We start from the raw sequence: 1,275 nt of genomic DNA on the forward strand, positions 1-1,275 counted from the left end.
GGAGTTTAGGTTTAACCACCGGCATGAAGATTTAGGTAAAATATTAATGAAGATGCTTCGAAATAACCCAATTTAATATTTTTGCTTCCTAAGCCCCATGGTAAAAATACGACATGCAAATTCGATATTGATTGTTTTATAAAGGTCAACAGGCCGTCTGAACACTTTCAGACGGCCTGTTGACCTTTATAAAACTCCTTTAAAAACTTGCACATACAAAACCAACGTCATTCCCGCGCAGGTGGGAATCCATCTCAGAATTTAATAAGCCTATTTTATTCAATAGTTTGTCATGTTCAAAAAAATGAATTCCCACCTGCGTGAGAATGACGGCAGTTTTGGTTTTTATTAATGATTCATCAGTTTTGCAAAAGTCTCGGCCTGTTCCTGCTATCTATAATAAAAATACAAAAAAAGCCCGATGTTTAACCATCGGGCTTTTGCCAAGATTGATTGCTTAATCTTTGCGTGTTTCCACCAAAATCATCTCAACTTCAACGTTTTCAGTTTCCACTTTCGGCACATCGGAGCGGCGCAAACCATACTCTTTTTCCGGTTGTGCTTGGGCAGCCAAGGCAGCAACGGCATCAGGATTAGTTTCGACAAACACCAAGCCACCCAATGCGGGCATGGCTTCGGCAGCTTTTACCGCTACGGCCTGCTCTTTCGCCACCACTTCTTGCACCGCCGTTTCAACTTCTCTCGAAGCTTTATCTGCAATCAGCTCGTCTTCCATGACTGCCACAGCTTGAGCTTCCTGATCAGCCGGCACGGCGGTCATCGACAGAAACTCATCGGCCGCTTCAATGGCAAACACGGAAGTCACGGCAGCGGTTACGTTGCCGACTGCGCTGTCGATCATGGCGCGTTCGTCATCGGTGCTTTCTTCCACACGGATGGCTTCCGCTTCAGGCGCTTCAGTTTCGATAGCAAAAGTTACGGCTTCGGCTTCAACCGGCTCCGGAATCACCACCACCAATGGTGCGTTTTCTTCCACTTCAGCCACCGGCTCGCTCGGCACGGCAACCGCTACCGACGTTTGCGCCGCGGTTTCGCCAAACACATGCGCCACGGCAAAACGCACTTTATCCGCTGCATCGGCGATATTCAGATAATGCTCGATTTTCTCGGCAGACGGAATATTGCGTTTTTTGTTGTTGCTGCGGCGGTCACGCTGATTGCGATTGTTGTTGCGGTCGCGTTGGTTGCGGTTGTTGCGCTCACGCGGCTGCTTTTCTGTTGACAGTGCAGCTTCAGCAACCTCTGCCACGTTTT

At 48.0% G+C, this 1,275-nt stretch carries 2 pseudogenes; one reads left to right on the top strand and one right to left on the bottom strand.

Features of this window, described 5'->3' with window-relative positions:
* Positions 1-76, top strand: a pseudogene (locus CRG49_RS12905) (IS1595 family transposase); the annotation flags it as partial.
* Between the two features lie 381 nt (positions 77-457).
* On the opposite strand, the pseudogene CRG49_RS12910 reads toward CRG49_RS12905, so the two are convergent.
* Positions 458-1,275 (bottom strand): annotated as a pseudogene (locus CRG49_RS12910) (ribonuclease E/G); the annotation flags it as partial.

It is taken from the genome of Neisseria sp. N95_16 (assembly GCF_002551535.2).
Taxonomy (GTDB): domain Bacteria; phylum Pseudomonadota; class Gammaproteobacteria; order Burkholderiales; family Neisseriaceae; genus Neisseria; species Neisseria brasiliensis.